The organism is Nocardioides sp. P5_C9_2 (assembly GCF_054049555.1).
This window is the reverse complement of sequence record NZ_JBFUMD010000422.1, coordinates 1-3,461: the sequence shown is the minus strand read 5'-3', so window position 1 is coordinate 3,461 and position 3,461 is coordinate 1. Positions and strand designations below refer to the sequence as shown.

Below are 3,461 nucleotides of genomic sequence, written 5' to 3'. Positions count from 1 at the left end.
CGGCAACATCGGCTCCAAGGTGACCATGAAGTACCCCGCGATCTACCTGATGGGCGAGCACGCCAAGGGCGAGACGCTCTCCATCGCGTTCGCGGGCGAGGGCCAGCACCAGGACGCCGGCGCCAAGATGGTGCACGCCGCGCCCCACACGTCGAGCTCGATCCTGAGCAAGTCGGTGGCGCGAGGCGGTGGCCGCACGTCGTACCGCGGCCTCATCCAGATCAACGAGGGCGCCCACGGCTCCAAGTCCAACGTGCTGTGCGACGCGCTGCTCGTCGACCAGATCTCGCGCTCCGACACCTACCCGTACRTCGACATCCGCGAGGACGACGTGTCGATGGGTCACGAGGCGAGCGTCTCCAAGGTCTCCGACGACCAGCTCTTCTACCTGATGTCGCGCGGCATGGAGCAGGACGAGGCGATGGCCATGATCGTCCGCGGCTTCGTCGAGCCCATCGCCAAGGAGCTCCCGATGGAGTACGCCCTCGAGCTCAACCGCCTGATCGAGCTGCAGATGGAGGGTGCGGTCGGCTGATCCTCCCCGGATCGGCACCGCCCGCCCCACCCGTTGCCGTTCCCCCGGGCGACGTACCTGGTCTCTGGAAAGAAAGAGAAGTAGTGACTGTCACGGATTCCGTTCGCTCCGCCCTCGAGGTGGACAAGGTCGAGAGCCACCTGCACCCCGCAGGCTCCTTCGACGTCGTCGACCACGTGGTGCCCACCGGCCGCGAGGAGATCTGGCGCTTCACCCCGCTCAAGCGGCTCAAGGGCCTGCACGCGGACGCCGCCTTCATGCCGAGCGCCACGGCCTGCACCTGGAACACCCCGACCGGGGTGCGCGTCGAGGGTGTCGACGGCGACGAGGCCCGCGCGCTCCGTGGGGTGAGTGGCCTGGTGCCCAACACCCGCTTCGCGGCGCGGGTCCTGGCCGAGGTTCCCTCGACCCTGCTCGTGGACGTCCCGGCCGACGCCGACGTGGCCGAGCCCGTGGTCGTCGACCTCGTCGGGTCGGACGCGGGCGTCACCGAGGCGGGCCACGTCGTGCTCCGCTTCGGCAACCACTCGCGCGCGACGGTCGTGCTCAACCACACCGGCCACTCCTCGATGGCCCAGGTCGTCGAGGTCGTCGTGGGCGACGGCGCCCAGGCGTCGGTCATCTCCCTGCAGGACTGGGAGGACGACGCCGTCCACCTGACCCACCACGAGACGCGGGTGGGTCGCGACGCGACGTACAAGCATGTCGCGGTGAGTTTCGGCGGCGACGTCGTGCGGATGGACACCAACGTGTCCTACGCCGGTCCCGGCGGCTCCGCGGAGCTGCTCGGCCTCTACTTCGCCGATGCCGGCCAGCACATCGAGCACCGGCTCTTCGCCGACCACGACGCCCCGCGCACCAAGAGCAACGTCCTCTACAAGGGCGCGCTCCAGGGCCAGGGCGCGCACACCGTGTGGGTCGGCAACGTGCTGATCCGCAAGGTCGCCGAGGGCATCGAGACCTACGAGGAGAACCGCAACCTCGTGCTCAGCGACGGCTGCCAGGCCGACTCGGTCCCCAACCTGGAGATCGAGACCGGCGAGATCGCCGGAGCCGGCCACGCCAGCGCGACCGCCCGCTTCGACGACGAGCAGCTCTTCTACCTGCGCGCGCGCGGCATCGACGACAAGGAGGCCCGCCGCCTGGTCGTGCACGGCTTCTTCAACGACCTGATCCGCAAGATCGGCGTGCCGTCCATCGAGGACCGGCTGATGGGCACCGTCGAGGCCGAGCTGGCCAAGAACGTGCTCAAGGACCTCTGATGGCCTTCCTCCGCGCCTGCTCGCTCGACGAGGTCCCCACCGACGAGGCCCTCGGGGTCACCCTCGACGGGTACGACGTCGCCGTGGCCCGCGACGGCGACGAGATCTTCGCGATCGAGGACCAGTGCTCGCACGCCGCCGTCGCCCTGAGCGAGGGCGAGGTCGCCGACTGCACGGTCGAGTGCTGGCTGCACGGCTCGCGCTTCGACCTCCGCACCGGCAAGCCAATCGGGCTGCCGGCCACCGAACCCGTAGCAACCTTCCCCGTCGAGGTCCGCGACACCGACGTGTACGTCGACACCACCACCACCCTGAACGGAGTCACCCCCGCATGAGCAAGCTCGAGATCAACGACCTCCAGGTCTCCGTCGACACCGAGGACGGCCCCAAGCAGATCCTCAAGGGCGTCACGCTGACGATCGACGACGGCGAGACCCACGCGATCATGGGCCCCAACGGGTCGGGCAAGTCCACGCTGGCCTACTCCATCGCCGGCCACCCGAAGTACACGATCACGGGCGGCACCGTCACCCTCGACGGCCGGGACGTCCTCGCGATGTCCGTCGACGAGCGCGCCCGCGCGGGCCTCTTCCTGGCCATGCAGTACCCGGTCGAGGTCCCCGGCGTCTCGGTGTCCAACTTCCTGCGCACCGCCAAGACCGCGATCGACGGCGAGGCCCCCAAGCTCCGCACGTGGGTGAAGGACGTCAACGCGGCGCTCCAGCAGCTCGACCTGGACCCGACCTTCGGCACCCGCAACGTCAACGAGGGCTTCTCCGGCGGTGAGAAGAAGCGCCACGAGATCGCCCAGCTCGAGCTGCTGAACCCGAAGGTCGCGATCCTCGACGAGACCGACTCCGGCCTCGACATCGACGCGCTCAAGACGGTCAGCGAGGGCGTCAACCGCTTCCGCTCGCAGGAGGGCAAGGGAGTCCTGCTGATCACCCACTACACCCGGATCCTGCGCTACATCACGCCCGACTTCGTGCACGTCTTCGTCGACGGCCGGATCGCCGAGCAGGGCGGGCCCGAGCTGGCCGACCAGCTTGAGGCCGAGGGCTACGACAAGTACACCAAGGCTGCGTCGGTCTGAGCGACCGCCTGCACCCCACGACGGACGACGAGAGGAGACGAGCGATGAGCATCCCGGGACTGCTTCCCGAGCTGGAGGTCATCCGCAAGGACTTCCCGATCCTCGAGCGCGTGCTCGACGGCGGGCACCCGCTGGTCTACCTCGACAGCGCCAACACCTCGCAGAAGCCGCAGGTCGTCATCGACACGATGGTCGACCACCTCGAGCACCACAACGCCAACGTCGCCCGCGCCATGCACCAGCTGGGCGCGGAGTCGTCGGAGGCGTTCGAGGCCGGCCGGGACCGGGTGGCGGCGTTCATCAACGCGCCGAGCCGCGACGAGGTGATCTTCACCAAGAACGCCTCGGAGGCGCTCAACCTGGTCGCCAACACGCTCGCGTGGCGCGGTGACCTGCAGGTCGGCGAGGGCGACGAGGTCGTCATCACCGAGATGGAGCACCACTCCAACATCGTGCCGTGGCAGCTCCTCACCGAGCGCACGGGTGCGACCCTGCGGTGGTTCGGGCTGACCGACGACGGCCGGCTCGACCTGTCGAACATCGACGAGCTCATCACCGAGCGCACCAAGGT

The 3,461-nt window shown here is 68.9% G+C and carries 5 protein-coding genes; all 5 read left to right on the top strand.

Annotation, left to right across the window (positions count from 1 at the left end):
* On the top strand, positions 1–535 hold a 535-nt coding region (locus tag ACXJKL_RS17345; RefSeq protein ID WP_457208264.1), incomplete at its 5' end, for a SufD family Fe-S cluster assembly protein.
* An 83-nt stretch (positions 536–618) separates the two neighbouring features.
* Complete coding sequence (gene sufD, locus ACXJKL_RS17340) at positions 619–1,797, top strand: Fe-S cluster assembly protein SufD (protein ID WP_457208263.1); 1,179 nt, start codon at positions 619–621, stop codon at positions 1,795–1,797.
* Complete coding sequence (locus ACXJKL_RS17335) at positions 1,797–2,132, top strand: non-heme iron oxygenase ferredoxin subunit (RefSeq protein ID WP_457208262.1); 336 nt, start codon at positions 1,797–1,799, stop codon at positions 2,130–2,132. The genes sufD and ACXJKL_RS17335 overlap by 1 nt, the downstream gene beginning before the upstream one ends.
* On the top strand, positions 2,129–2,890 hold the full coding sequence (gene sufC / locus ACXJKL_RS17330) for a Fe-S cluster assembly ATPase SufC (RefSeq protein WP_457208261.1): 762 nt from the start codon (positions 2,129–2,131) through the stop codon (positions 2,888–2,890). The genes ACXJKL_RS17335 and sufC overlap by 4 nt, the downstream gene beginning before the upstream one ends.
* Positions 2,891–2,934: 44 nt before the next feature.
* On the top strand, positions 2,935–3,461 hold a 527-nt coding region (locus ACXJKL_RS17325), incomplete at its 3' end, for an aminotransferase class V-fold PLP-dependent enzyme (protein WP_457208260.1).

Excerpts from the sequence above, each read along its gene's own strand:
- ACXJKL_RS17335 (WP_457208262.1), top strand. The coding sequence starts at position 1,797 with ATGGCCTTCCTCCGCGCCTGCTCGCTCGACGAGGTCCCCACCGACGAG.
- sufC (WP_457208261.1), top strand. The coding sequence starts at position 2,129 with ATGAGCAAGCTCGAGATCAACGACCTCCAGGTCTCCGTCGACACCGAG.